The sequence below is a fragment of the Erwinia sp. HR93 genome (genome assembly GCF_034555055.1).
Classification (GTDB): Bacteria; Pseudomonadota; Gammaproteobacteria; order Enterobacterales; family Enterobacteriaceae; genus Apirhabdus; species Apirhabdus apintestini.
Genome location: NZ_JAXUDP010000001.1, coordinates 724,747 through 747,422 on the forward strand (window position 1 = coordinate 724,747; position 22,676 = coordinate 747,422).

Sequence of the window (22,676 nt, forward strand, 5' to 3'; positions counted from 1 at the left end):
TTATTATTTTAATAAGGGGAGCTTTTAAATAAAATTAAAGCATTACTTCGAACCGTATTTTGCCTATCGCGTTAACGACCAGCCGCGGGCCTGCCATAGTGCAGGCAGCTCACTAAGATGCTTAAATGTCGTCACATTAGGGTGGTTTATCGGTTTATTATGCGGATCGGCGCAGAAATAGAACACCGACATTCCGGCGGCTATTCCCGACTGCGCACCGGCGACAGAGTCATCAACCAGTATGCAGCGTTCGGTGGCAACATCCATTGCCGCCGCCGCATGATACATAAGCGCCGGATCGGGCTTCCACGCCTGAATGTCATAACCGCTAAACAATTTATTTGGAAAATGGTGCAGCATATTGGTGTTGCCAAGCGAGTGCTGCATTTTGCTGACAGGGCCATTGGATACTACGCACATAGGCACCGTAATTTGGTTAAGCAGCTCTGGCGCTCCGGGAATTACCTGCAATTCACTCTCGAAGAGCCGCGCGACTTCAGCACGATATACGGGTTCCAGCGTAGAGGGTGAAAGCTGAGCGCCATATTCTTTGCTGATAGTATTGATGATTTCGTAGAGCTTTACGCCCTTAAAGCGTTTGAAAACCTCTTCCAGTTCCAGATGTATGCCGCTTTCGGCGAACATATGAACATAGGCGCGAGAGCAAATGACTTCACTGTCCACCAGGGTACCGTCGCAATCGAAAAATACTGCATCAATCTGAGACATACCTTTTCCTGTTTTTGAATATTAGGCGTTTACTTTACGATGTTTGCGCTACGCAATCGATGCCGTATAGGAAATAAGCCCTAAAAATTTGCTAATTCGGCATTAATTCACATTCGTTTTGGTATAGGATAGCGGCCTGGTCGACCTCCTTAAACGTTCGGAAACAAACATGAGCCAACAACAGATACGCCGGGATGCACCCTCCGGGCTGCTTGAACGCGTGTTCAAATTGCGCAGCCACGGTACTACGGCGCGTACAGAGGTAATCGCCGGTTTTACGACCTTCCTGACGATGGTCTATATCGTATTCGTTAACCCGCAAATTTTAGGCGCTGCGGGCATGGATACTCAGGCGGTGTTTGTTACCACCTGCCTGATTGCTGCATTGGGCAGTATTTTGATGGGCTTTATCGCGAACCTGCCAGTCGCGCTGGCACCGGCGATGGGGTTGAATGCTTTTTTTGCGTTTGTAGTGGTGGGCGCGATGGGGCTTTCCTGGCAGGTTGGCATGGGCGCGATTTTTTGGGGCGCAGTCGGTTTGCTATTACTCACCGTTTTCCGTATTCGCTACTGGATGATAGCCAATATTCCGCTGAGTTTACGCGTAGGCATCACCAGTGGAATTGGCCTGTTTATTGGCATGATGGGGCTAAAAAATGCCGGAGTGATTGTCGCCAGCCCGGAAACCTTGGTCTCAGTGGGGTCGCTGGCGTCTCATAGTGTGTTGCTGGGGATTCTGGGCTTTTTTATTATTGCTATCCTCGCTTCGCGTAATATTCATGCAGCCGTGCTTGTCTCAATTGTTGTTACGACCGTTCTTGGGTTGCTGTTTGGCGATGTGCACTATGGCGGTGTCGTGTCGCTTCCGCCCGATATAACTTCCGTTGTAGGGCACGTTGATTTGGCGGGGTCTTTGAATCTGGGGCTGGCGGGCGTGATTTTTTCTTTTATGTTGGTCAACCTGTTTGATTCTTCCGGAACCCTGATTGGAGTTACGGATAAAGCCGGGTTAACCGATGAGAAGGGCACTTTTCCGCGTATGAAACAGGCGCTATTTGTCGATAGCCTTTCGTCCGTTGCCGGCTCTTTTATTGGCACCTCTTCAGTGACGGCATTTGTGGAGTCTACGTCGGGCGTGTCGGTAGGCGGGCGTACCGGGTTAACGGCCGTTGTCGTTGGCCTATTGTTTTTACTGGTTATTTTCCTGGCTCCACTGGCTGGAATGGTACCCCCCTATGCGGCGGCCGGAGCGCTTATTTATGTGGGCGTACTCATGACGTCAAGTCTGGCGCGCGTTCAGTGGCAGGATTTAACTGAAGCGGTGCCCGCTTTTATTACCGCAGTAATGATGCCTTTTAGTTTCTCTATTACTGAAGGTATTGCGATGGGGTTCATTTCCTATTGCATCATGAAAATATTCACCGGGCGCTTTCGCGATCTTAGTCTGTGCGTGGTTGTGGTCGCGCTACTGTTTATATTAAAAATCGCATTTATCGATAGCCACTAAACTAAGTAAAAATCCGCCTTCATAGAAGGCGGCATTGCTTTGATGCCCCTCAGGGGCGCACCAAATCCCTTAAAAAAGCCTCTGCCAGTCTTGTAAGATTTAAGTCCCAAAACAGCAGGGCAGAGCCAAAACCTGTTGATGACCACGCCCACAGGAAGTGATTTTCAGTCGGCAATAAAAGACCACCTTACTTATAGAAAGAGGCTTTTGAGATGCCCCCTGTAAGGTGAGCTATTGTCACCTTCCGCTTATTGCTCTGGCAATTCCATCTGCTGTTCATGTGTTTGTTCCGTTTTCTCCTGATGTCGCACATATCTTCTGAGTATTTCTTCGTTCACACCTGCCGTATCTAAAGTACCCACGGCGCCAAAAATGGTTTCCCCGGAGCTTCTTCCCGATGGGTGGAAAACGATTACAGAGCCTGATGGTACTGCGACCTTTCAAATGACCCGTTAGCGTTGATATTGAGGTTTTAGGTGGGACGATGACCACAGATGTATATGAGCTGGCTGAACATTTACCTCCGGAACTTCACAATCCTTTATTCCGCATAGAATGTAGATTGTCCGGTAAAGCTCCTTGCCCGGCCTGTCTTTAAGGCTCCTGAATCGATACTTTGGCGTCCAAACTATATGCTATTTGCAACGCCAATATACCTGTGATGAACGCCTGTAAAGCCCCGTGTTGGTCTACCTGCGGTGAGTAAGCAGAGATATTCCGCCATGGGCATTCTTCAGGCTATAGTTTTACAGGATCAATCACCGCCTCCCCGGGAGGGGGTTTAGGGGCGGCAATGAAAAGGCCCGCCGTGAGCGGGCCTTTTATCGCGATGGGAGCGTATTTAAGGCCGTATACGCACGCGCTGTATATACGCCGCGAATGCGCTAAGCTGCCCTGAAAGGTGATCCAGAGTACCTTGATCGATGACCTCACCGCTGTTTGTATCCACTTTATTCTGAATTACACCGCCCATAAACTCGGGCTTATTCATTACCTGCGCGTCTAAAAAGACCAGGATCTGGCGCAAATGATACTGGCAGCGCGCGCCGCCTATCGCCCCCATGGAGCTGGTTTGGATAAGCACGGGTTTACCGGCAAGCGGTTGCTGAGGCAGGCGGGAAAGCCAGTCGATAGTGTTTTTCAGGCCGCCGGGCACGGAATAATTGTATTCTGGAGTAACGATAACCACGCCATCAGCCGCCTGAATTTGCGTTGCTATTGCCTCTATTTGTGGGGGAAACTCCGACTCTTCCTGCATATCTGCATCGTAGAGTGGAATATCCCCAATCGAGGGAAGCGCGTCAATGTGCATGCCTGCAGGAGCAATTTTGGGCAATGTGCGGGCAACCATGCCGTTAAATGAGCCTTTGCGTAAGCTCCCCAACAGCGTAACAACATTCAAACTCTCGGACATGCTGACTCCTTATGAAGGTCTGTCATGCCGCCGTGTGACAGCACGATACGGGCAGATGAGTCCGGTTATCATACCGCACGCTGGCGCGGTGGGGGCGTTAATGGTTGGCATTTTGTTATTCGGGCGCCAGCTCATTAAGGTAGATAAAGTCTCCTTATATGAATACTGGGAGTGATTTTCACCTTATAAAATTATATATCTAATGAGCAAACTACATAAACACTTCCCTTATCTTGGCCTACGTTATAGTCATTATATAAATACCCACTACTCAGATTTACAAGATAATGATAACCTTGTTGTCCTATATCATTAGTCCAGTAAGTAATATCTGTGGCCCAATTATAGGTTGCTAGATTCCCCCATTCGCTCCAGAGGTTACCCACACCTCTGGTACCGGAACCGCCGACTATCGCATTAGTTATATTTTTGTAACTGGTAAGGCTATATCCTTTATTCTTACAATAGTTAACGGCATTAGAAATTGAATATTTTGTTTTCCCTGCATTGATAAACCACTTTTTAATGGTGAAGGCGTATTCCTCTTCTGTACCATTAAAATTTATTGTAATGGTTGCTTTGTTTTTTTCAGGTGAAGGTTTTTCTAAAATAGTCACTATCCCGTTGTTATCTACTTTTATCCAATTACTGTCCGTTTTCCAGATTACATTTTTATCATTATCGATGTTTATTTTAAAGTTAGCACCTATAAAACCTGTGTTAGGAAAGTTGTCATCAATGGAGTAAGTAAAGTTGTTTGCCGTAATACTTTTGATTTTTGATGCGGAAGCCATTTTTTTACTGCAAACAATAAATACACTTCCAGTATCATTGCCTACTTTGTAATCGTTATACAGATATCCATTTTTTAGACTTGAAAGATAATGATAACCTTCAGGGCCAACATCATTAGTCCAGTATGTTATATCTGTAGGCCATCCATATGCTGCGAGATTTCCCCACTCTCCCCAAAGTGTACCTGCATTACGCGAGCCTGTATTTCCAACGGTTGCATTAGTAATGATTTTAAAAGGTGGTACATCATATTTTTTAGCAGCACAAGTTGATTGTAATTTATTTATAGGATAGCGTACATTTCCTCCATTTATAAACCATGTGGTTATAGTAAACGGATATGTTATAGTTTCATCTCCCTTCTTTGATTCACCTTTTATGATGACACTTCCATCATCTTCTGTGGGGGGGGTATCTAATATAACTTTTCCGTTCTGATCTATAGAAGCCCAGCTTTTATTTGAATGCCATGTGTAATCGGTTATAGAATTATTCTCATAAAGGAGAATATTAAAAGATGCATTACTAAATCCTGTTGTGGGGAAATGCTCATCAGGTAAAAATTGATGTCCGTTTGCTGATATTTCTTTTATACCTTTGCTCTCTTCAGCATAGGTTGGTAGCGATATTAGTAGTAAGTATATTATAAGGTTAATGTAGTTCATGATTACTCTCAACCATTAGAGGTACTATTATATGATGACATATTGCGTAATGTTTTTTTAGTTTTAGTTATAGTCATAGTTAATAATAAAGTCAATTTTAAAAGTCAGCTATCTTCATATACATAACGTTCATCAGTATGTTTGCCGGTGAGAATATGTTTATTTTTCTAGGCTGAAATAGCCTAGTTGGCTTGTATGGGAAGCAAATATAGACCAGCTGCTAAACATATTTATTAATGATAATCCACATTGTCAGGCGTGTGCTAGTAGTAGCAAGATTTTCTTGCTGTTATTACGATGACTATTTTAATTTGAAAGGAATTTTGGATTAAAATTAAACAAGTTTAAGTAAATACCCACTAACAATCCCTGGCCGCGATTGCGGCCAGGGTGCGGTTTACTTACCGATACAGAAGCTTGAGAAAATGCGGCCCAGCAGATCGTCTGAGGAGAATTCGCCGGTAATCTCGCTCAGGCTCTGCTGGGCGAGACGTAGCTCTTCAGCCAGCAGTTCACCGGCGCGCGCGCCAATAAGCTGCTCTTTTCCCTGCTCAAGGTGTGCAGCGGCCAGTTCCAGCGCCTGCAGATGGCGGCGGCGTGCCAGAAAACCACCCTCCAGTTGTGTATCAAAGCCCATGCAATGCTTCAGGTGCTCGCGCAGGGCTTCTATTCCATCACCCGTGCGGGCAGAGATGCAGGCAAGTGAGTGACCATTAACTTCACGTAGCCCCGGTTTTTCATCCGCGATATCCACTTTATTACGTACAACGGTAATGGGTAGGTGCGGCGGCAGGCGTGCGATAAAATCTGGCCAGATTTCTAGCGGGTCAGTGGCGGGGGTTGTCGTGGCGTCCACCATAAACAGCACTCTGTCAGCCTGTTCAATCTCCTGCCATGCGCGTTCAATCCCGATACGCTCCACTTCATCGCTGGCCGTGCGCAGACCTGCGGTATCGATAATATGCAGTGGCATTCCATCGATATGAATATGCTCGCGCAGGACGTCGCGCGTGGTGCCGGCAATATCAGTTACAATGGCCGCTTCTCTTCCTGCCAGCGCGTTTAACAGGCTTGATTTACCGGCGTTGGGCCGCCCGGCAATCACGACTTTCATCCCTTCACGGAGCAAGCTGCCCTGGCGCGCTTCGGCGCGAACGGCTTCCAGACTGGCAATCACTTCATTGAGCTGGGCCTCTATTTTCCCGTCTGACAGAAAATCAATTTCTTCGTCTGGAAAATCAATGGCTGCCTCTACAAAGATTCGCAGGTGAGTAAGTGCTTCCACCAGTGTATGAACGCGCGTGGAAAACGCGCCCTGCAGCGAGCTTAAAGCCGAACGCGCCGCCTGTTCAGAGCTGGCGTCAATTAAATCAGCAATGGCCTCGGCTTGGGCGAGATCCAGCTTGTCGTTAAGAAATGCCCGTTCGGAGAACTCTCCCGGTCGCGCGATGCGTACGCCTGGCAGAGTTAATATGCGCTTGAGTAGTATATCCAGAATAACCGGGCCGCCGTGCCCCTGAAGCTCCAGCACATCCTCACCGGTAAACGAATTCGGTGCCGGAAACCAAAGGGCAATCCCCTGATCGAGCGCATTCCCGTGAGCGTCGTTAAACGCCAGGTAATCTGCGTAGCGGGGTTTAGGCAACTTTCCTAATACCGCTTGTGCAACGTGGCGTGCCTGAGTGCCGGAAATACGTAAAATACCGACGCCGCCGCGTCCGGGCGGCGTTGCCTGAGCAATGATAGTATCGCTGTGGCTCATAAATTTTCTCTGTTCTGGCCAGCCTGTGATAAGGCATTGATAAAAACGTTACCGATGAATATTACGCAGAGAATATACGCCGGATTTTTAAAGTGAATTGAGTGCCTTTAATTTAGCAATCACACTCTGGTTAGAGCGAGCATGCGCTATTGGCGCACACTGGTTAATAATAGCGCCCGGCTGTCGTCGCTAAAATAACGTTAGCCAAAAGAATTGTGTTATCGGCCCGCGTTTTTTAATTAGCAAAAAGGCGGTCTTTCGACCGCCTTTCCATCACAGCGTTAGCACGCTATCAGGACTTTTTCTTATCGCGGCTATGCAGGCCGCGTTTTTCCAGCCCGCGATAAATAAGCTGCTGTTGGATGATGGTAACCAGGTTACTAACGATGTAGTACAGCACCAGGCCGGACGGGAACCACAGGAAGAAGACGGTAAAAATGACCGGCATAAAGGTCATAATCTTCTGCTGCATCGGGTCGGTTACGGTCGTCGGCGACATTTTCTGAATGAAGAACATCGTCAGACCCATCAGGATTGGCAGAATATAGTACGGGTCCTGCGCGGAGAGATCGTGGATCCACAGTGCGAATGGCGCATGGCGTAGTTCAACGGAGCCCATCAGCATGTAATAGAGCGCAAGGAAGATTGGCATCTGAATAAGCAGCGGGAAACAGCCACCCAGTGGATTCACCTTCTCCGTTTTATACAGCGCCATCATTTCCTGACTTATGCGCTGCTTGTCTTCACCAAGGCGTTCACGCATAGCCTGAATTTTCGGCTGAAGCATGCGCATCTTCGCCATCGACGTATATTGTGCTTTGGTTAGCGGGTACATGATACCGCGCACAATAAAGGTGATAACGATGATCGAGAAGCCCCAGTTGCCCAAGAAACTGTGGATCCATTTCAGCAATTTAAACAGCGGTTGGGAGATGAACCACAGCCAGCCGTAGTCTACGGTTAAATCAAGGTGCGGCGCGACTGCCGCCATTTTGTCCTGAATTTCCGGACCCACCCATAACGTACTGCCCAACGTGCCTGTTTGCCCTGGCTGAATAAGCACCGGCGCCGATCGATAGCCGACGGCCGCAATCCCATTACCTAGGTTGTTGGTGTAAAAGTGATTTTCACCTGCACTGCGCGGCACCCAGGCCGTGGCGAAATACTGCTGCAGCATGGCAACCCAGCCGCCTTTGGAATCTTTACTCAGGTTGTCGTTATCGGAAATGTCATCAAATTTATATTTAGTGTATTTCTCATCGGACGTCGAGTAAGCCGCACCGCGGAAGGTGTGTAATGCAAAATTACTGCTACCGGTATCACGGTGTTTTGGCAAATCGAACGTTTGCTTTAACTGGCCAAACGTGGTGAGTTCCAGCGGTTTGGCGCCCGCATTTTTCACGTTATAGTCAACGTTAACCGCGTATTCGCCGCGTTTAAGCGTAAATGTTTTGGTAAACGTATTACCCGCCGCGTCGGTCCAGGTCATCGGAATCGTCAGCGTGTCCTGGCCGTCTGCCAGCGTATAGCTGTCTTTTTCGGTATTATAGAGCGGACGCGAGCCGTTAGCCGGGTTATCCGGGCCATCGCGCCCCGTCAGTCCACTTTGCGCTTGATACAGGAACTCTGGGGTTGTTTCCAGTAACTGGAATGGTTCACTGGAACCCAGCGTTTTTGGATAAGTAGTCAGCAGCGCTTGCTCAACATCGCCACCACGGGTGTTAAGCGTCAGCGAAAGGACATCCGTTTTTACGGTAATCAGTTTTCCCTGGCCACTGGCCGGTACGCTTTGGTCTACGGCATTGCCCGCTGAAGTTGTCGTCGTCTGCGTAGTCTGCTGCTGAGGTTGAGGATTGTTATCCTGTTCCCAGGCCTGCCAGATCATAAAAGACACGAACAACAAAGCGATGATAAGAAGATTGCGTTGCGAATCCATCGTTAGTGTTCTCTGGTATCAAGGGGTGGGACGGGATCGTCTCCCCCCGGGTTCAAAGGGTGGCATTTTAATACGCGTTTTATCGTCAACCAACTGCCTTTTATTACACCAAACCTGCGCAGCGCTTCAACGCCGTAATGAGAGCAGGTTGGAGTAAAACGGCAGTGCGGCCCGAGAAGCGGACTAATCAGGCGCTGATAGACCCTAATCAGGGCAATCAGGATTCGCGAGCCAGGCGACAATGGCGGCGCCATAACTTTTCCAGAACGTCTGAAAGCGTCCGGTTATCGAGGTCGGCAATACCTTTTTTCGCTACCACGACAAAATCCATGGCTGGCAGCGTATGCTGACGTAAGCGAAAACTTTCACGCGTCAGACGTTTAATCCGATTGCGTTCATGGGCGCGCTTGACGTTTTTCTTAGCGACGGTAAGACCGATACGGGGATGCCCCAGCGAATTCGGGCGGCCGAGAATGGTAATTTGCGGCGAGCCTGCGCGAAAGGGTTGCTGGAAGACGTAAGTGAAATTACCGGGAGTTAGCAAACGTAACTCCCTGGGAAAAGCGAGCTTAACCACTCAGGGGTTAGCTATTACTTAGAAGAAACGGTCAGACGAGCGCGGCCTTTAGCACGACGACGTGCCAGAACCTGACGACCATTTTTAGTTGCCATACGAGCACGGAAACCGTGAGAACGGTTGCGCTTCAGTACAGACGGTTGAAAAGTGCGTTTCATGGCGAATTCTACCTAATCGATTAATTTTCACTGACTTTGCGTATGCCCGGCCGGTTAAGGAGAAATGACCTGAGCCTCAGCACAGCTTATAAAGAGGCCGGATTGTAATAATTGTACACTCCAGAGTCAATTCACTTTCCTTGTATTTCAGGCGCGTTCTCGCAAGTTTTCAGTTCAGAAGCCAGCGAAAAAAACGGGGGCAGACGCACCGGGTGGTGGATTATACGGCGTTGCGAATAAAGCGCAAGGATCGCACCGGATCTTTCGGCGATCCGCCGGGCGCTGCGGGGAAAGAAGGACCGAATTTTCTGATTAGTGGCAGATTCAGGGCAGAAATTCTGCCGCACCTATTCAAGGATCGATTACACTTGATCCCGCCAGAAGTTCCCTGTGGATAAATCGGGAAGAATCTGTGAGAAACAGAAGATCTCTGTCGCGCTTTACGTTATGATCCGCGGTCCCGGCGCGATCCTGAGATCGAAAATAACGTTGGGGAAACTGCAGATAGCGGTTCGCACGCTGCCCGCACCGGGTTTGTCGGCGTGTGTCAACAATCATGAATGTAACAGTCTTCGTCTTTTGATCGACTTTGTTCGAGTGGAGTCCGCCGTGTCACTTTCGCTTTGGCAGCAGTGTCTTGCCCGATTGCAGGATGAGTTACCCGCCACAGAATTCAGTATGTGGATACGTCCCCTACAGGCGGAACTGAGCGATAACACGCTGGCCCTGTACGCGCCAAATCGTTTTGTGCTTGACTGGGTAAGAGATAAATACCTCAACAACATTAATGGTCTGTTAAACGATTTCTGTGGGACGGACGCGCCACTGTTGCGTTTTGAAGTGGGCGCCAAACCTGCGGCTCAGGTGAGGCCTGCGCCTGTGAGTGTGGCGGTTGCTACTGAACAAATTGCGCGCCCGGCAGCACCCAGGCCTCCAAGCTGGGATAACGTTCCAGCACCGGCAGAGCCTTCTTACCGCTCGAATGTAAATCCAAAACATACTTTTGATAATTTTGTTGAAGGTAAATCGAACCAACTGGCTCGCGCGGCGGCGCGGCAGGTGGCAGATAACCCCGGAGGGGCTTATAACCCGCTGTTTCTTTACGGTGGAACCGGGCTTGGTAAAACCCACTTATTACACGCCGTTGGCAACGGTATTATGGCGCGCAAAGCCAACGCGAAAGTGGTTTACATGCATTCAGAGCGCTTTGTGCAGGACATGGTAAAAGCGCTACAAAATAACGCAATTGAAGAATTTAAGCGTTATTACCGCTCGGTTGACGCACTGCTTATCGATGATATTCAGTTCTTTGCTAATAAAGAGCGCTCCCAGGAAGAGTTTTTTCATACCTTTAATGCCCTACTCGAAGGCAATCAGCAGATAATCCTTACCTCAGATCGCTATCCCAAAGAGATTAATGGGGTGGAAGACAGGCTCAAATCACGCTTTGGCTGGGGATTAACCGTGGCCATTGAGCCGCCTGAGCTGGAAACTCGCGTTGCGATATTGATGAAAAAGGCGGATGAAAACGATATTCGCCTGCCAGGCGAAGTGGCGTTTTTTATCGCTAAACGCCTGCGTTCAAATGTACGAGAGCTGGAAGGTGCGCTGAATCGCGTGATTGCCAATGCGAACTTTACCGGGCGCGCGATAACTATCGATTTTGTTCGCGAGGCGCTAAGGGATTTGCTGGCGCTTCAGGAAAAGCTGGTCACTATTGATAACATCCAAAAAACGGTGGCTGAATACTATAAAATTAAGGTTGCTGACTTACTTTCTAAGCGCCGTTCTCGCTCAGTGGCGCGTCCACGCCAGATGGCGATGGCGCTGGCAAAAGAGTTAACTAACCACAGTTTGCCTGAAATCGGCGATGCATTTGGCGGCAGGGACCATACCACCGTGCTGCACGCCTGCCGTAAAATTGAACAATTGCGTGAAGAAAGCCACGACATTAAAGAAGATTTCTCCAATTTAATCAGAACATTATCTTCGTGACGCTATGAAATTTACTGTAGAACGTGAATATTTATTAAAACCGCTGCAGCAAGTGAGTGGTCCGCTTGGCGGGCGCCCGACCCTGCCTATTCTTGGCAATTTGCTGCTACAGGTGTCAGACGGCGCGCTGTCTTTGACCGGTACCGATCTGGAAATGGAAATGATTGCGCGACTAGCGCTGGCGCAGCCTCATGAAGCTGGCGCGACCACGGTGCCGGCCCGTAAGTTTTTTGATATCTGTCGCGGGCTTCCCGAAGGCGCCGAAATTTCCGTCCAGCTTGAGGGCGATCGTATGCTGGTGCGTTCGGGGCGCAGCCGTTTTTCGCTCTCTACGCTGCCGGCGGCGGACTTTCCTAACCTGGACGACTGGCAAAGCGAAGTGGAATTTACGCTGCCGCAGGCCACGATGAAGCGCCTGATTGAAGCCACCCAGTTCTCAATGGCGCATCAGGATGTTCGCTATTATCTCAATGGTATGCTGTTTGAAACCGCGGGCGAAGAGCTGCGTACCGTTGCAACAGACGGGCATCGTCTGGCTGTCTGTGCGATGCCGATTGGTGAAACGCTGCCGGAACATTCCGTCATCGTTCCGCGAAAAGGTGTGATTGAGCTGATGCGCATGTTGGACGGCGGCGATACGCCGCTGCGCGTTCAAATTGGCAGTAATAACATTCGCGCCCACGTTGGCGATTTTATCTTTACTTCCAAGCTGGTAGACGGGCGTTTTCCTGACTACCGCCGCGTGCTACCCAAGAATCCGGATAAAACCCTGGAAGCCGGCTGTGACCTGCTTAAACAGGCCTTCGCCCGGGCAGCGATTTTATCTAACGAAAAATTTCGCGGCGTGCGGCTGTATGTTGCCGATGGCCAGCTCAAAATTACGGCGAATAACCCAGAGCAGGAAGAAGCAGAAGAAATCCTCGACGTTAATTACGGCGGTGCCGAAATGGAAATCGGTTTCAACGTTAGCTACGTGCTGGATGTATTGAATGCGCTTAAATGCGAGAATGTGCGTATTCTTTTAACGGATTCCGTTTCGAGCGTACAAATCGAAGATGCTGCATCACAGTCGGCGGCTTACGTTGTTATGCCTATGCGTCTGTAGCCCGCGAATTACAGAGCTAACTGATTTGCGACTGTGTTTTGTGGCGCTGCGAGGTAAAGCGGCGCGTATTGAACGTTCTGCAGGTTGCCTGCAGAACGTGTCTTATTTATCCAGAAACCTTTTTTTGCGTGTCGGTGGGATTCTGTTAGCCCTTTTGCCTCCACGTCCCTAAAGAGTCAACTCTTATCTATGTCCCTGACGCGCCTGCTTATTAAAGATTTCCGTAATATTGAGAATGCGGATCTTTCTCTTTCATCCGGCTTTAACTTTCTGGTTGGCGCGAATGGCAGCGGAAAAACCAGCGTCCTGGAAGCTATTTACACTCTGGGGCACGGGCGTGCCTTTCGTAGCTTACAGGTGGGGCGCGTAATCCGCCACGAACAAGAAACATTTGTACTTCACGGCCGATTACAGGAGGAAGAGCGGGAAATTTCTCTCGGATTAAGTAAAGACCGACACGGCGACAGCAAGGTACGTATTGACGGCACCGATGGGCATAAAATCGCCGAGCTGGCCTTAATGATGCCGATGCAGCTCATTACGCCGGAGGGCTTTACCCTACTCAGCGGCGGCCCAAAATACAGAAGGGCCTTTTTAGACTGGGGATGTTTTCACAACGAACCGGGTTTTTTCACCGCATGGAGTAACCTAAAGCGCCTGCTAAAACAGCGTAATGCGGCCCTTCGCCAAGTTAATCATTATAGCCAGATACGCCCCTGGGATACCGAACTGATCCCACTGGCCGAGCAGATTAGCCGCTGGCGCGCTGACTATAGCGCCGCCATTGCTGAAGATATGGCGGATACCTGTAAACAGTTTCTCCCTGAATTCGATTTGACCTTTGCATTTCAGCGCGGCTGGGAAAAAGAGACGGATTATGCCGAAGCGCTGGCGCGTAATTTTGAGCGTGACCGCATGTTAACGTATACCGCGCACGGGCCACATAAAGCAGATTTGCGCATGCGCGCCGACGGCGCCCCGGTAGAAGATACGCTGTCGCGTGGACAGTTAAAATTATTAATGTGCGCGCTGCGCCTGGCGCAGGGTGAGTTTCTTACACGCCGCAACGGGCGGCGTTGCATGTACCTGATAGATGATTTTGCCTCTGAACTTGACGACCATCGTCGCGGGCTGCTGGCCAGCCGGCTAAAAGCAACGCAGTCGCAGGTTTTTGTTAGCGCGATTAGCGCAGAACATGTGATGGATATGGCGGATAAAAATTCGAAGATGTTCGCCGTGGAACAAGGTAAAATAACCGATTAACCCAGTTTAAATGAGCGAGAAACGTTGATGTCGAATTCTTATGACTCCTCCAGTATCAAAGTCCTAAAAGGGCTGGATGCGGTGCGTAAGCGCCCGGGTATGTATATCGGCGACACGGATGACGGCACCGGTCTGCACCATATGGTATTTGAGGTCGTGGATAACGCTATCGACGAGGCGCTCGCCGGTCACTGTAAAGATATCGTAGTCACCATTCATGCCGATAATTCCGTCTCTGTTCAGGATGACGGGCGCGGCATTCCCACCGGCATTCACCCGGAAGAAGGCGTTTCTGCGGCAGAAGTGATTATGACCGTGCTGCACGCGGGCGGTAAGTTTGACGATAACTCCTATAAAGTTTCCGGCGGTTTACACGGCGTAGGGGTGTCGGTGGTGAATGCGCTGTCTCAGAAGCTGGAACTGGTGATTCGGCGGGACAGCAAAGTGCATCAGCAAATTTATGAGCACGGTGTACCGCAGGCGCCGTTGAACGTTGTCGGCGATACTGAGCAAACCGGCACCATGGTGCGTTTCTGGCCAAGCCTGGAAACCTTTACCAATGTTACCGAATTTGAATATGACATTCTGGCTAAGCGCCTGCGCGAACTTTCCTTCCTGAATTCCGGCGTATCAATCCGCCTGATGGATAAACGAGACGGCAAGCAGGACCATTTTCATTACGAAGGCGGGATTAAAGCGTTTGTTGAATATCTGAATAAGAATAAAACGCCGATCCATCCTAATATCTTCTACTTCTCTACCGAAAAAGACGGTATCGGCGTTGAAGTTGCACTCCAGTGGAACGATGGTTTCCAGGAAAATATCTACTGTTTCACTAACAACATTCCGCAGCGCGACGGTGGTACGCACCTTGCTGGCTTCCGTGCGGCAATGACGCGTACGCTGAACGCGTATATGGATAAAGAAGGCTACAGCAAAAAAGCGAAGGTTAGCGCTACCGGTGATGATGCGCGCGAAGGCCTGATTGCTGTGGTGTCGGTTAAAGTGCCGGATCCCAAATTTTCCTCCCAGACGAAAGACAAGTTGGTCTCTTCTGAAGTGAAATCAGCGGTAGAACAGCAGATGAACGAACTGCTGAGTGAATATCTGTTGGAACATCCATCAGATGCGAAGATTGTGGTTGGTAAGATTATCGATGCGGCGCGCGCGCGCGAAGCGGCGCGGCGCGCACGTGAAATGACGCGGCGTAAAGGCGCGCTCGATCTTGCCGGCCTGCCGGGGAAACTGGCTGACTGCCAGGAGCGCGATCCTGCGCTTTCTGAACTTTACCTGGTGGAAGGGGACTCCGCGGGCGGCTCTGCAAAACAGGGGCGCAACCGCAAAAATCAGGCTATTTTGCCGCTGAAAGGTAAAATCCTGAACGTCGAAAAAGCGCGTTTCGACAAAATGCTCTCCTCGCAGGAAGTTGCGACACTCATTACCGCGCTGGGCTGCGGTATCGGGCGTGACGAATACAACCCGGACAAACTGCGCTACCACAGCATTATTATCATGACCGATGCTGACGTAGATGGTTCGCACATTCGCACGCTGTTATTAACGTTTTTCTATCGTCAGATGCCGGAAATCATTGAGCGTGGGCACGTTTATATCGCCCAGCCGCCGCTATACAAGGTGAAGAAAGGTAAGCAGGAACAGTACATTAAAGATGACGATGCTATGGACCAGTATCAGATTGCCATTGCGCTGGATGGAGCCACACTCCATACCAACTCCAGTGCACCGGCGCTTGCGGGTGAGTCGCTGGAAAAACTGGTGGCAGAGCACAATAGTACGCGCAAGATGATCGCTCGCATGGAGCGCCGTTATCCGCGCGCATTACTAAATGAACTGGTTTATCAATCTACCTTAAGCGAAGCTGATCTGGCCGACGAGGCAAAAGTCACGCAGTGGATTTCAACGCTAATTACGTCGCTGAATGAAAAAGAGCAGCACGCCAGCCAGTGGAAATTCGCCATCCACGACAACAGCGAGCTGAATATCAAAGAGCCAATAGTGCGCGTGCGCACCCACGGTGTGGATACCGACTATTTGCTGGACCGTGAGTTTGTGATGGGGGGTGAATACCGCCGTCTTTGTACGCTGGGCGAAAAACTGCGCGGCCTCATTGAAGAGGATGCGTATATAGAGCGCGGTGAGCGCCGTCAGCCGGTAGACAGCTTTGAACAGGCGCTGGAATGGCTGGTAAAAGAGTCACGCCGCGGTCTGTCAGTGCAGCGCTATAAAGGGCTGGGTGAAATGAACCCGGAGCAGCTATGGGAAACTACAATGGATCCTGAAAGCCGCCGTATGCTGCGTGTAACGGTAAAAGACGCTATCGCCGCCGATCAGTTATTCACAACGCTGATGGGCGATGCGGTGGAGCCGCGCCGCGCCTTTATTGAAGAGAATGCCCTCAAGGCTGCAAATATCGATATCTAAGGCTGGTCTGGTAATTACGCCGCGCGGTTATCGTGTATCGTGCGGCGTTTTTATTGCCAACTGAAAACCACGTCCTGGGGGCGTGGTCATCAACGGGTTTTGGCTCTGCCTTGTTGTTTTGGGATTTAAATCTCACAAAACTGGCAGAGGCTTTTTTTAAGGAATTTGGTACGCCCCTCTGGGGCGTAATCAAAACCGCCTTCTATGAAGGCGGGTTTTTATTTTCGGCTGTGGTGCGCGCTCTGTGGGTGCAATCGCCTGGCATGTTGTGCCCGTTGGTAGAAGACAACATTTCGCTTGAGAAAGACGAATTTGGATTTGTATCTCGGGAATATGGATAAACCCCGGGTCTGGCATAAAATTAAGGAACAATCGGTAAATTTACGGAGGATAGAATGGGACTTTTAGATCAGGTAACCGGCATGCTGGGTGGTCAGGGTGGCGATCTGGGTAAATTCCAGTCCATTTTACAGTGGGTGAATCAGCAGGGCGGTGTTCAGGCCATTCTTGATAAGTTTCGTCAGGGCGGGCTGGCCGGCGTAGTTGAATCATGGATTAGTAGCTCAATGACCAACCAGAGCATTAGCGGTGAGCAAATTGAATCCGTGCTGGGTTCCCCGGCGATAAGCGAACTGGCGGGTAAACTCGGTATTGACGCGGGTAAAGCCTCTTCTTTACTGGCTGAATATCTCCCGCAAATCGTTGACAAACTTTCACCAGAAGGCGAAGTGAAAGCCGATAGCGGCAATGATTTGATGGCAAAAGGGCTGGACCTGCTCAAGGGAAAACTTTTCTCCTAAGCGTTCAGGCATTAAACCGCCGGCCTTCGCCGGTGGTTTTCTGAATGGGTTTATATAGACAAAATGCAATCAAGTAGCTATCCCATACTTAGCATGTACGGACGTTATTTTTAATCTTTACCCCAGGATGTAGCCCGTTCATTCCATGAGTCGTTGAATATGATATTTTCATCACAGTGTTGTTTCCATGTGATTTTCTCGTATTGCAGCAGAATGGTTTCAAGATAGGTGCCAGTATTTGATCCCGGATAGATATTGGGCGTAATTGAGGTTAGTTTTACACCTTCAAGAATAATATTGAAATATTCCTGTTCTTATCCTGCCTCATTAATTTGATACATTTTAAACGTTGCCGTTTGCAGCGTTTTACCCGTGCTTAACGCTCTGAATAAAAGAGGGGTGATACGGTCAAACTCCTTCTGAAACATGACAGGCGTGTGTATGCGCGTACCCGTTAGTCTTCCCGTATTACCATCTACTGGTACATTAATGTTATGAGTGAATGAGTTCAGCTCAATTGCTCCCTCGCGGCCCAAAATGAGCGATGACCCAACCATCGGAGAGCCGTTTTCATCGGTTAACCATAAATAAACGGGGTTAGACATAAAACTTCCTTTTTTAATTGAGGTTATTTTTTGTATTTGTCAAATCTTGCAGTGAATTTAGGGGGTATAATAATAAGTGCTATAATTGAAATTATTGTTAATGGAAACCAGTATTCAGGAAAAAATTCAAGATAAAAAACAAAATAGTATAAGACAGATAAATATAATCCCTTCGTTTAATATAAGAGATAGGAATCTTTTAAACATAGTATTCCCTCTTTATAATGTTGTAGATTTCATCAAATTCTCGACCTAGATTCATTTGAACATTTTTTATTATATTAGTCATTACAGGTTCGATGAAATAATAAACCATTTCTAATTCATTTTTATAAAGGATGGCGTAATATTTGGGGTCTAATGTTTTTAATCTGCGAGCGGCAAGAGCACATTGCTGATCGGTGCCAAATAACTGAAATAACCAAATTACATTAGGAATTCTTGCTGCAAGTTTTTCTATAACCGTCTTTGATACCAGATTTGCCATTGACAGTGATTCCGATAACGCAGTGGCAAGCCCTAGGCGAGTGACTTTGCTTATTGGTATGGTGGTTATGACTTTGGCTATCATTGAATTAGTTGATCGCACCTTTTTTTGGGTGTTTCCATTTTTGTGTCATCTGTGACTGTTTGGAAATACAGGTAAAACATATGGGCGATAACATCTTTATATCGATAAATAGAACGAATGAAAAGCAGCGTTCTTTTTTCTTCGGATAGTAGCTGTTTGCATACGTCATGATATAAGGGAATAAGACATGATGAATACCAGCTCGCACACTCCACGCCAGAATATATATCTGTTCCGATCCCCTGCATGGCTTTCCACGTTGAGGTTACACCTTGCTGACTATAAACAGCTAACTGCCTGTCACTCTGGAACTTCATTTTTAAATAGTCTGAAGCCTGCATAACGTATCCTTACGTTAACTGTTGTTATAGGAATATATAGTGAAAGAGTTGGTAATTCCAGGCATTGTAATTTCAAAATTATTTGAGGCTAATCAGTGAATAGACCTGCGTTGATATAATTTTGGGAGGGATGTTGAAGCAACTTCCTGAGATAATTTACCTCCGCACGTCATCTTTGACTCAGTTAACGAAAAAACTCCCGGCACGTGATTTTTCGAAGGTTTGATAGTCATGGCAGACTTCTAATCGAGGTTACTGCCTGGTGGAGCATAGATACCGCTTTTGCTGTAAAACCGGAGCTATTTTTACTGGACCATTACTGGTTATCAGCCGTAATACTCCCTTCACTACGCAGTGATTGCATCCTACATGTATCGCAAATCCCATAAAAACTGAAATATCAATAAGTAAACACACGTTTTATACCGCGCTGCGGCACCCATAGAAGCGATCCCGCCAGGGTAACGGCCATCAGGTACAGCCTGCTGGGCTGTTATGTGAGCATAATCTCGTTACAATGCAGGAACTCTTATGGCATCAGACAGACAATTATGACGATAAAACTGATTGCGATTGATATGGATGGCACTTTACTGCTGCCGGATCACACAATATCTCCGGGTGTCAAAGCCGCTATCGCGGCAGCGCGTCAGCGCGGCATCAATGTGGTACTGACAACGGGACGCCCCCACGCTGGTGTACACCGCTACCTTCATGAACTGGGGATGGTTCAGGATGGCGACTTCTGCATCACCTATAACGGTGCGCTGGTACAAAAAGCAAAAGATGGCAGTACGGTGGCTCAAACCAGCCTCAGTTATGATGATTATCGCTTTCTGGAAAAATTATCACGCGATATCGGATCGCATTTTCACGCTTTGGACCGCCACACGTTATATACCGCAAATCGTGATATAAGCCGCTATACCGTACATGAATCTTATGTTGCGACTATTCCGCTGGTCTTTTGCGAGGCGGAAAATATGGATCCTGATGCGCGCTATCTGAAAGTGATGATGATTGATGAACCAGACGTACTGGATAAAGCCATAGCGCGCATCCCTGAGGATGTGAAAGCGCGTTACACCCTGCTCAAGAGCGCGCCGTACTATCTTGAAATTCTGGACAAACGCGTTAACAAGAGCACTGGCGTACATTCTTTAGCCGAGGCGTTAGGTATTCGGCAGGACGAAGTCATGGCTATTGGCGATCAGGAAAATGATATTGCCATGATTCGCTACGCTGGCGTAGGCGTTGCTATGGGGAATGCCACCGACGCCGTGAAAGCAGAAGCTGATGTTATTACACGCTCCAATCTGGAAGACGGCGTAGCCTGGGCCATAGAAAAGTACGCTTTGACGGTATTGTGATATGCGAAATATCGGCATGTTATCGTGATGGAATGTGGGCGATTTTACTTTTCATAACGCACTGACGCACTCCGGGCGAGGTCAGCAGTCGTGCTTTTATTATCTTGCCTATTAATTTAAGCCGCAGGCCACGCGTGGCTTTCCGATATGCCTGCATCGGATCGTTGTGCCTTTCATTCAGGATGCGGCTTAGCATATCCGCGCTGTCCAGCGCATAGCTAATGCCTTCCAGCGAACTGGCGCTGATAAACCCGGCGGCTTCGCCAATAAGAAACGCATTATCCCGACCACACAAAAAATCCTGCCATCGGGATGGGTATAACACAGTGCATTTTTCTGTTTTAACGGCGTCACCAAATACAAATCCGCGATCGGTCATTTGCGTTTTTAGTTTCTGATAGCATTCGCGGGCGCTTTTCATAGGGAACGCGCCGCCAAAAATAAAATAACCGTCTTTGCTAATGCTCCACGAGTAGCAATCCGTAATCGTGTTATCAAACAGACAGGAATAAAACGGCACCGGATGTTTATCGGTAAATCATTGCTGAATTGCCAGGTAAGTTCAAATTTTATGGCTGGGATATAAATGACGCCGAACCAGTGAACTGGCGCCGTCTGCTCCTACGAGATATCGGATAACTACGGTTTCCTCGCCCGCAGGGCCATCAATAAGCAGTTGGTAGCCCTTATCACTCTCCTCAATTTGTCGGCAGCGAGCGTTGTGTCGCACGTCGACATGAGCAGGGATCAGGCTTTTTAGCCATAAGTCAAAGGCATGACGATTGATATTAACGTAGCTGCGCTGGTAATTACGGATATAATTCGCAGCGAGATCGTAAGTTTTAACGCTAAATATTTGTGGGTTTGCGATAACGCTGACCGGCAGGTTGGGCCGAACCGAATAAATGCGCGCTGAGCGTCAGATGCTAACAACCCACCGCAGGGCTTTTGAAATCCCTGATTACCGCTACTCTGTTTTTTTATCCAGGGCAATAACGCGTAAATGGGGGGCAGCCAGTCGTGCCAGAGTGGTGCCCGCCAGGCCTAATCCAATAGTAGCCAGATCGTAACGTTCCATTTTTAAACATCCCTGAAAAGTGGTTACTAACAGCAGGAAAATATCACGTTGAGCGCTTTGCATTATCTGAAAATTCACCGGCATTGAGAGCCGAACTGTAAATCAGGGAATGGTCTTTTCCAATGCAACTACGTGGCTAAAAACATTTATTTCGAATCTGATCCAGATAGCGCTGCGAAAAGTGTGTAAATCATGGCGAAAACTTCGCTATCGCTCGTGAAATTATGCACGAGCAGTGGGTTTTTATGGGTAAATCTTTTACTCTGGCGTCCGGGTTTTCATAGGGCATAAAACACGTGAAACAACTTACTTTTGCGCCGCGCAACCATCAGTTAACCAACATTAATACCTGGACACCGGATAGCCGCTGGCTGGTCTTTGATGTTCGCCCGTCAGGTGCTTCCTTTACCGGCAAAACCATCGAGCGGGTGAATATCGAAAGTGGGGAGCTGGAGGTTATCTATCAGGCGCATCACGAGGCACACGTGGGGGTTGTCACGGTTAATCCGTGCCCGCCTGCTCGCTATGTGTTTATTCATGGCCCAGAAAACCCCGATGCGCAATGGCACTATGATTTTCATCATCGTCGTGGGGTTGTGGTTAGTGGGGGACAGGCCGAAAATCTGGATGCAATGGATATTACGCCGCCCGGTACGCCGGGGGCATTGCGCGGTGGCAGTCACGTACACGTCTGGAGCCCTGATGGCAACCGCCTGAGCTTTACTTACAACGACCATGTTTTGCATGAGTACAATCCGGTGCTTGATTTACGAAACGTTGGGGTAGCACTCCCGTGGGGGCCGGTACACCCTCCTTGCCACCATCCTCGGGAATATTCTGGTAGCCACTGGTGTGCGTTAGTAAGCCAAACTACGCCAGTGCCGCGCCCGGGCAGTGACGATATAAATCGCGCCTATGAAGAAGGATGGGTCGGAAATAACGGATATTTGAAAGCTGATGGCGCTCATCAACGCTGGGCGCTGGCGTTTATCGGCAATACGCTGGCGCAAAGCGGTGCTGAAGTGCCAGAACTGTTTATCGTTGATTTGCCAGAGAATGAGGCTGACTGGAAGCGCGCTGGGGCAGTGCCGTTACAGGGAGCCGCAACGCAAATGCCTGCGCCGCCGCTGGGGGTTAAGCAACGGCGACTGACATTTACGCATGGGCGCCGCTATCCTGGGCTGGCTACAATGCCGCGTCATTGGATTCGCAGCGATCCCGGGGGCGAACATCTGGCGTTTTTAATGCGTGACGACAACGGGCTTGCGCAAATATGGCTGATATCACCCGCAGGGGGGGAACCGCACCAGTTAACGCATAGCATTTCGGGCGTTGCATCCGCGTTTAACTGGCATCCCTCCGGCCATTGGCTGGGGTTTGTTCAGGGAAAGCAAATTGTTATGTGCGATGCTTCCAGCGGTGGCATAAAAGCGCTTACCGAGATACTGCCGGATGCGCCTTCTGCGGATGCCGTTGTGTTTTCGCCAGATGGTAAACATATCGCATGGATGCAGGAGGTTGACGGCTTCCGCCAGCTTTTTATTACGCAAACCGGCCAGTAGC

Annotated in this window: 19 protein-coding genes and 3 pseudogenes; 9 read left to right on the forward strand and 13 right to left on the reverse strand. The window is 48.9% G+C overall.

The window, feature by feature from the left end:
• Positions 1-63: 63 nt before the first annotated feature.
• Positions 64-729 carry a 6-phosphogluconate phosphatase gene (yieH, locus tag SFA31_RS03505; RefSeq protein WP_322836726.1) on the reverse strand — a complete coding sequence of 222 codons (666 nt, stop codon included), beginning with the start codon at positions 727-729 and terminating at the stop codon, positions 64-66.
• Between the two features lie 169 nt (positions 730-898).
• On the opposite strand from yieH, the gene SFA31_RS03510 reads away from it, so the two are divergent.
• Positions 899-2,236: an NCS2 family permease gene (locus SFA31_RS03510; RefSeq protein ID WP_322836727.1), complete on the forward strand. Its 1,338-nt coding sequence runs from the start codon at positions 899-901 to the stop codon at positions 2,234-2,236.
• Between the two features lie 276 nt (positions 2,237-2,512).
• Here the strand turns inward: SFA31_RS03510 and tnpA are convergent.
• The 8 genes and pseudogenes from tnpA to rpmH form a co-directional block, all read right to left on the reverse strand.
• Positions 2,513-2,868, reverse strand: a pseudogene (gene tnpA, locus SFA31_RS03515) (IS200/IS605 family transposase).
• Positions 2,869-3,077: 209 nt separating this feature from the next.
• Positions 3,078-3,650 (reverse strand): NADPH-dependent FMN reductase, encoded by a 573-nt coding sequence (locus tag SFA31_RS03520; RefSeq protein WP_322836728.1) that lies wholly within the window; start codon positions 3,648-3,650, stop codon positions 3,078-3,080.
• A 191-nt stretch (positions 3,651-3,841) separates the two neighbouring features.
• Positions 3,842-5,110 (reverse strand): hypothetical protein, encoded by a 1,269-nt coding sequence (locus SFA31_RS03525; protein WP_322836729.1) that lies wholly within the window; start codon positions 5,108-5,110, stop codon positions 3,842-3,844.
• 397 nt (positions 5,111-5,507) lie between these two features.
• Positions 5,508-6,872 carry a tRNA uridine-5-carboxymethylaminomethyl(34) synthesis GTPase MnmE gene (mnmE, locus tag SFA31_RS03530; RefSeq protein ID WP_322836730.1) on the reverse strand — a complete coding sequence of 455 codons (1,365 nt, stop codon included), beginning with the start codon at positions 6,870-6,872 and terminating at the stop codon, positions 5,508-5,510.
• A 292-nt stretch (positions 6,873-7,164) separates the two neighbouring features.
• Positions 7,165-8,808 carry a membrane protein insertase YidC gene (gene yidC / locus SFA31_RS03535; RefSeq protein ID WP_322836731.1) on the reverse strand — a complete coding sequence of 548 codons (1,644 nt, stop codon included), beginning with the start codon at positions 8,806-8,808 and terminating at the stop codon, positions 7,165-7,167.
• Between the two features lie 2 nt (positions 8,809-8,810).
• Complete coding sequence (gene yidD / locus SFA31_RS03540) at positions 8,811-9,062, reverse strand: membrane protein insertion efficiency factor YidD (protein ID WP_322836732.1); 252 nt, start codon at positions 9,060-9,062, stop codon at positions 8,811-8,813.
• Positions 9,026-9,385 (reverse strand): ribonuclease P protein component, encoded by a 360-nt coding sequence (gene rnpA, locus SFA31_RS03545; RefSeq protein ID WP_322836733.1) that lies wholly within the window; start codon positions 9,383-9,385, stop codon positions 9,026-9,028. The genes yidD and rnpA overlap by 37 nt, the downstream gene beginning before the upstream one ends.
• A gap of 14 nt (positions 9,386-9,399) precedes the next feature.
• Positions 9,400-9,543: a 50S ribosomal protein L34 gene (rpmH, locus tag SFA31_RS03550; RefSeq protein ID WP_004906236.1), complete on the reverse strand. Its 144-nt coding sequence runs from the start codon at positions 9,541-9,543 to the stop codon at positions 9,400-9,402.
• Positions 9,544-10,152: 609 nt separating this feature from the next.
• Between rpmH and dnaA the strand changes: the two genes are divergently transcribed.
• The 6 genes from dnaA (at position 10,153) to SFA31_RS03580 (ending at position 17,148) form a co-directional block, all read left to right on the forward strand.
• The gene (dnaA, locus tag SFA31_RS03555; protein WP_322836734.1) at positions 10,153-11,538 is read left to right on the forward strand and encodes a chromosomal replication initiator protein DnaA; all 1,386 of its coding nucleotides are present in this window, start codon (positions 10,153-10,155) and stop codon (positions 11,536-11,538) included.
• A 4-nt stretch (positions 11,539-11,542) separates the two neighbouring features.
• Entirely contained in the window at positions 11,543-12,643 is a 1,101-nt protein-coding gene (dnaN, locus tag SFA31_RS03560; protein ID WP_322836735.1) for a DNA polymerase III subunit beta, read from the forward strand.
• A gap of 189 nt (positions 12,644-12,832) precedes the next feature.
• Positions 12,833-13,906, forward strand: a complete 1,074-nt coding sequence (gene recF / locus SFA31_RS03565) for a DNA replication/repair protein RecF (RefSeq protein WP_322836736.1) — start codon at positions 12,833-12,835, stop codon at positions 13,904-13,906.
• Positions 13,907-13,933: 27 nt separating this feature from the next.
• A complete protein-coding gene (gene gyrB / locus SFA31_RS03570; protein ID WP_322836737.1) occupies positions 13,934-16,348 on the forward strand; it encodes a DNA topoisomerase (ATP-hydrolyzing) subunit B in 2,415 nt (804 codons plus the stop codon).
• Positions 16,349-16,401: 53 nt separating this feature from the next.
• On the forward strand, positions 16,402-16,689 hold the full coding sequence (locus SFA31_RS03575; RefSeq protein WP_322836738.1) for a hypothetical protein: 288 nt from the start codon (positions 16,402-16,404) through the stop codon (positions 16,687-16,689).
• Between the two features lie 54 nt (positions 16,690-16,743).
• Positions 16,744-17,148 (forward strand): YidB family protein, encoded by a 405-nt coding sequence (locus SFA31_RS03580; RefSeq protein WP_416208315.1) that lies wholly within the window; start codon positions 16,744-16,746, stop codon positions 17,146-17,148.
• Between the two features lie 110 nt (positions 17,149-17,258).
• Here SFA31_RS03580 and SFA31_RS03585 read toward each other — a convergent pair.
• The 3 genes and pseudogenes from SFA31_RS03585 to SFA31_RS03595 form a co-directional block, all read right to left on the reverse strand.
• Positions 17,259-17,753, reverse strand: a pseudogene (locus SFA31_RS03585) (Hcp family type VI secretion system effector).
• A gap of 199 nt (positions 17,754-17,952) precedes the next feature.
• Positions 17,953-18,240, reverse strand: coding sequence for a hypothetical protein (locus SFA31_RS03590; protein WP_322836739.1), 288 nt, complete (start codon positions 18,238-18,240; stop codon positions 17,953-17,955).
• Between the two features lie 80 nt (positions 18,241-18,320).
• The gene (locus SFA31_RS03595; protein WP_322836740.1) at positions 18,321-18,665 is read right to left on the reverse strand and encodes a hypothetical protein; all 345 of its coding nucleotides are present in this window, start codon (positions 18,663-18,665) and stop codon (positions 18,321-18,323) included.
• A 551-nt stretch (positions 18,666-19,216) separates the two neighbouring features.
• Between SFA31_RS03595 and yidA the strand changes: the two genes are divergently transcribed.
• The gene (gene yidA / locus SFA31_RS03600; protein ID WP_322836741.1) at positions 19,217-20,035 is read left to right on the forward strand and encodes a sugar-phosphatase; all 819 of its coding nucleotides are present in this window, start codon (positions 19,217-19,219) and stop codon (positions 20,033-20,035) included.
• A 19-nt stretch (positions 20,036-20,054) separates the two neighbouring features.
• Here yidA and SFA31_RS03605 read toward each other — a convergent pair.
• Positions 20,055-21,113: pseudogene (locus tag SFA31_RS03605) on the reverse strand (FAD-binding protein).
• Between the two features lie 296 nt (positions 21,114-21,409).
• On the opposite strand from SFA31_RS03605, the gene SFA31_RS03610 reads away from it, so the two are divergent.
• Positions 21,410-22,675, forward strand: a complete 1,266-nt coding sequence (locus SFA31_RS03610; protein WP_322836742.1) for a DUF3748 domain-containing protein — start codon at positions 21,410-21,412, stop codon at positions 22,673-22,675.
• Position 22,676 lies beyond the last annotated feature (1 nt).

Coding starts and splice junctions, on each gene's coding strand:
- yieH (WP_322836726.1), bottom strand. CDS start 729: ATGTCTCAGATTGATGCAGTATTTTTCGATTGCGACGGTACCCTGGTG.
- SFA31_RS03510 (WP_322836727.1), top strand. CDS start 899: ATGAGCCAACAACAGATACGCCGGGATGCACCCTCCGGGCTGCTTGAA.
- SFA31_RS03520 (WP_322836728.1), bottom strand. CDS start 3,650: ATGTCCGAGAGTTTGAATGTTGTTACGCTGTTGGGGAGCTTACGCAAA.
- SFA31_RS03525 (WP_322836729.1), bottom strand. CDS start 5,110: ATGAACTACATTAACCTTATAATATACTTACTACTAATATCGCTACCA.
- mnmE (WP_322836730.1), bottom strand. CDS start 6,872: ATGAGCCACAGCGATACTATCATTGCTCAGGCAACGCCGCCCGGACGC.
- yidC (WP_322836731.1), bottom strand. CDS start 8,808: ATGGATTCGCAACGCAATCTTCTTATCATCGCTTTGTTGTTCGTGTCT.
- yidD (WP_322836732.1), bottom strand. CDS start 9,062: ATGGCGCCGCCATTGTCGCCTGGCTCGCGAATCCTGATTGCCCTGATT.
- rpmH (WP_004906236.1), bottom strand. CDS start 9,543: ATGAAACGCACTTTTCAACCGTCTGTACTGAAGCGCAACCGTTCTCAC.
- dnaN (WP_322836735.1), top strand. CDS start 11,543: ATGAAATTTACTGTAGAACGTGAATATTTATTAAAACCGCTGCAGCAA.
- recF (WP_322836736.1), top strand. CDS start 12,833: ATGTCCCTGACGCGCCTGCTTATTAAAGATTTCCGTAATATTGAGAAT.
- gyrB (WP_322836737.1), top strand. CDS start 13,934: ATGTCGAATTCTTATGACTCCTCCAGTATCAAAGTCCTAAAAGGGCTG.
- SFA31_RS03580 (WP_416208315.1), top strand. CDS start 16,744: ATGGGACTTTTAGATCAGGTAACCGGCATGCTGGGTGGTCAGGGTGGC.
- SFA31_RS03590 (WP_322836739.1), bottom strand. CDS start 18,240: ATGGCAAATCTGGTATCAAAGACGGTTATAGAAAAACTTGCAGCAAGA.
- SFA31_RS03595 (WP_322836740.1), bottom strand. CDS start 18,665: ATGCAGGCTTCAGACTATTTAAAAATGAAGTTCCAGAGTGACAGGCAG.
- yidA (WP_322836741.1), top strand. CDS start 19,217: ATGACGATAAAACTGATTGCGATTGATATGGATGGCACTTTACTGCTG.